This is a genomic window from Streptomyces sp. ActVer (assembly GCF_027270795.1).
Taxonomy (GTDB): Bacteria; Actinomycetota; Actinomycetes; order Streptomycetales; family Streptomycetaceae; genus Streptomyces; species Streptomyces umbrinus_A.
This window is the reverse complement of the sequence record NZ_JAPWHT010000669.1, coordinates 1-3918: the sequence shown is the minus strand read 5'-3', so window position 1 is coordinate 3918 and position 3918 is coordinate 1. Positions and strand designations below refer to the sequence as shown.

Sequence of the window (3918 nt, the reverse complement as noted above, 5' to 3'; positions counted from 1 at the left end):
CCTACGAGGACGGTGGCGGCTGGCGGTTCACCAACGATCCGTTGACCAAGGACGAGGACGAGTCGTGGCTCCACCGGGACGTGCATCCGCGCCTCGGCGTGCAGTCCCGCGCACAGCTCGCCCAGCGAGCCGGCGACCGCCCGCGCGGTGTCCGCACCGCGCGCGCCGGACACCACCAGCACCCGCCGCAGACCGAGCCGTTGGACCTCCCCCGCCGTCGCGCTCACCGAGGCGCCGGGCCGGAAGACGACCCGCATGGGCTGGGCCTCGTACGAGAAGTTCACGCTTTCGCCCCAGGAGTCAGGACGAGATCGAACTGCGCGTGCCGGAACGGGTTCGGGACGCCGAACTCCCGTGCCAGGGAAGGGTCGTCGGTCGCCGCGAAGTCCTGGACCAGACTGTGCTTCACCGCGAAGACCGCGTCCGAGTCGAGGTACTCGCTGCCCGCCACGAAGATGTGCGTCGTGACGGGGGCGTGGCCCTCGGCGGTGGCGATGAAGTGGATGTGGGCGGGGCGGTAGGCGTGCCGGCCGGTGGCGCGGAGCAGGTCGCCGACCGGGCCGTCGGTGGGGATGGGGTACGGGCTCGGCACACAGGTGCGGAACCAGAAGCGGCCCGCCGCGTCCGCCGTGAACAGCCCACGGCCGTTGCCCGGTGGCTGGAGGTCAGGCTGCTGCACGTCGTAGAAGCCGTCGGTGTCGGCCTGCCAGACGTCGAGGACCGCGCCGGGCAGCGGGGTGCCGTCCTGGGAGAGCACCCGGCCGCTGACGACACACGGTTCGCCGCTGCCCACCAGGTCGATGTCGGCGCCGAGTTCACGGACCGGGGACTCGGTCATGTGGAAGGGGCCGAGGACGGTCGACTCGGTGGCGCCGGGGCCGCGGTCGGCGTTCAGGGTCTCCACCAGCATCGACAGTCCGAGCACGTCCGACAGGAGGATGAACTCCTGCCGGGTGTCGGTGCACGTCTGTCCGGTCGCCGTCAGGAACCCGATCGCCCGCTCCCACTCCTCCTGGGTGAGCCGCGTCTCGCGCGCGAAGTCGTGAAGGTGCCGGATCAGACCGGTGAGCAACTCCCGCAACCGCGGATCGGTACCCGCACCAAGACTCCCGACGGCCTCCTCGGTGACCGCGGTCCCGCTGGCATCGATGGTCATGACGACTCCTGATCCGATGTGTCCCGATTCGCCGTGTCCCGCTTCCCGACGATCATTGTCCTACTCCGCCCGCATGGGGCGCCCCTTCAGGGGTGCGGGGAACTGCGCGACCAGCCACACACGACCCGCACGAACACGACGGCCCGCAGCACCCCGAAGCCCAGCGGCACAACCCGCAGAGCTACCCGTGACCGAGAATCCGCCGCACCGCATCCCTCAGCAACTCCTCGGCATCACCGACAGCCGTCGCACACCGAAACGCCACATACCCGTCGGGCCGCACAAGCAGCACACCCGAGTCGGAGACCTCACTCAGCCGCGCCCAGTCACCGTACGGATCCTCGTACTGCTGCCCGGGCCCGATGACAGCGGTGGCGATGTCGGGGCCGACGGACTCCGCGGCCCTCACCCACCCCTCACCACCAATACCGGTGAACAACGTGAAGCGCCCCTGACCGGCCGCGTCGAGCGTGGACAGGGTCCGGCCCCCGGCAGTGATCCACGCATGGGGCAGCTTGGCACCGGGCCGCGAGGACGGCTGGTGGTACAGCTCGGGATCGCGGTCGAACCCGGGGTCGGGCGTGCCGTCGGGAACAACCGCGTCCGACACGTACCGCTGGTTGAGATCGACGCCGTGCGCGTTGAACTCGTACACCTTGAAGGCGATCGCCTCGCGGAGCCTGGCTCGCTGCTTCTCGGCGGCCTCGGTGGCGTCCTTGCGGGCGGCGATGTTGGCCCTCAGCTGCTCGGGGCTCTGCGGGGAGAGGCCGTCGAGCGCCTCGAAGATCGGTGCCGTCTCGCCGATGGACTTGTTGGCGCGGGTGACGATCTGCCTGCCGACCGGGGCGCGCTCGGCGGTGTACGTGTCGAGGAGCTTCGGCGAGGCGGAGCCGTCGAGGACCAGCTTGAGCTTCCACGCCAGGTTGTACGCGTCCTGGACGGAGGTGTTGGAGCCGAGGCCGTTGGACGGCGGATGGCGGTGCGTGGCGTCGCCCGCGCAGAAGACGCGGCCGTTCGAGTACGTCTCGGCGTACATCTCGTTGACCGTCCACGCCGAGGAGGACTTGATGGTCACGGGGATCTCGTCGTCACCGACGAGTCTGCGGACGATGGACTCCGCGTACTCGGTGGTGAGGTCGGGGGCGCCCGCGGTCACGTCGTAGCCCCAGACGATCATCCACTCGTTCCAGGGGCGGACGTTGCGGACGAGGCCCGCGCCGATGCCGCCGACGGTCGCGCCCGGGGCGAGCACCCAATAGAGCGTGGACGGCCGGTGCGCGGTGTACTTGCTCAGGTCCGCGTCGAAGACGATGTTGATGCTGCCGGCCACACCCATCTGGCCGCCCATCGGCAGCCCGGCGTCCTCGGCGACCTTGGAGCGTCCCCCGTCGGCGCCGATCAGGTACTTGGCGCGGATGGTGTACTCGTCGCCGCGCAGCCGGTCCTCGACGGTGACCGTGACTCCGTCGGCGTCCTGGACGAACGACTTGTAGACCGTGCTGAAGCGGAGGTGGGTGCCACGGGCGACGGCGGCGTCGACCAGCACCGGCTCCATGAGGTGCTGCGGCATGTCGCACATACGGGTGGGGCTGGCGAGGTCGTGCGCGGCCTGTACGAGGGGGTCGTTGCCCCAGGAACGGACGCGGCCCAGTTCCTCGCCGGCCAGGCTGGTGCAGAAGGTGGTGTTGCCCATCAGGTGCTGGGGCGTGGCCTGCGCGACCACGTCCTGCTCGACGCCGAGGTCGCGCAGGACCTCCATCGTGCGCTGGTTGGTGATGTGGGCCCGGGGCGTGTCGGCGAGGCTCGCGTAGCGGGTGACCACGATGTTGGGCACGCCGTAGGTGCTCAGGGCCAGGGCGGCCGAGGCGCCGGCGGGGCCGCTGCCCACGATGAGTACGTCGGTCTCGACTACGGGCTCGACGGTGTGCACGGGCACGCTCCAGAGGATGAGAACAGCACCAACCATTCATGATCATGGTGCGGTGCGCGGGAGAGCGGGTGTCTCATTACGAGACACCGGTGCGGGTTTGCGCGATACCGGTGCGGGCGCGGAACACCGACCGGTGCGGGCATGGAACACAACGAGTGCACCCCTTTGTTACCTGTTCAACCATGCCCGGTACGGTGGGAGGCGCCGTGACGACCACCGAAGAGTCCCCCGCCCGTCCCGCTCTCACGCCGCTGCGCCAGGCGCGAGAGCGGTTCCTGACGGATCGCCCGCTGCCCGACGGGGTACCGGACGAGATCGTCGCCGCCTGGCGGCGTGCCCGGTTCTTCGGCGTACGGCACGACCTGACGGAACCCTCCGAGCCCCTGCCTCCCGTGCGGTCGCCCCTGCTGACCGCCGCGCGGCCCGTGCTCGAACGGCTCGCCCCCGCCCTCTCCTCGGGGCAGTCGTCCCTCGTCCTCACCGACGAGCGGCTGCGCGTGCTCTGGTCGGCCGGGAGTGGGCCCGGCGACGAGAAGTGCCACGACCTGTCCGAGCAGGAGGTCGGGCACAACAGCGCGGCCCTCGCCCTGCGCACCCGGCGTCGCGCCGAGGTGCACGGCCCCGAGCACTTCCTCGACCTCTGGCAGGACGTGTCCGCCGTCAGCGTGCCGGTGCTGGCCCCGGAGAACGGCCAGGTCCTGGGCACGGTGACCGTCGCGTCCGGCCTGTGCACCGGATGCACCCCTCACCCCGGCGCCGCCCTCGCCGAGGCCACGGCGACGGCCGTCGAGGCGGAGCTGGTGGCGCGGTCCCGCACGACGGAACGAGCGCT

At 70.8% G+C, this 3918-nt stretch carries 2 protein-coding genes and 2 pseudogenes; 1 reads left to right on the top strand and 3 read right to left on the bottom strand.

The genetic code is table 11. The annotated features are described in order from the left end of the window. The 3 genes and pseudogenes from O3Q52_RS50140 to O3Q52_RS50130 form a co-directional block, all read right to left on the bottom strand. Positions 1–257, bottom strand: a pseudogene (locus O3Q52_RS50140) (hypothetical protein); the annotation flags it as partial. 23 nt (positions 258–280) lie between these two features. Beyond that, the gene (locus O3Q52_RS50135) at positions 281–1156 is read right to left on the bottom strand and encodes an intradiol ring-cleavage dioxygenase (protein ID WP_269655091.1); all 876 of its coding nucleotides are present in this window, start codon (positions 1154–1156) and stop codon (positions 281–283) included. A 181-nt stretch (positions 1157–1337) separates the two neighbouring features. After that, on the bottom strand, positions 1338–3122 hold the full coding sequence (locus O3Q52_RS50130) for an FAD-dependent monooxygenase (RefSeq protein WP_269655090.1): 1785 nt from the start codon (positions 3120–3122) through the stop codon (positions 1338–1340). A gap of 146 nt (positions 3123–3268) precedes the next feature. On the opposite strand from O3Q52_RS50130, the pseudogene O3Q52_RS50125 reads away from it, so the two are divergent. Beyond that, positions 3269–3918, top strand: a pseudogene (locus O3Q52_RS50125) (regulator); the annotation flags it as partial.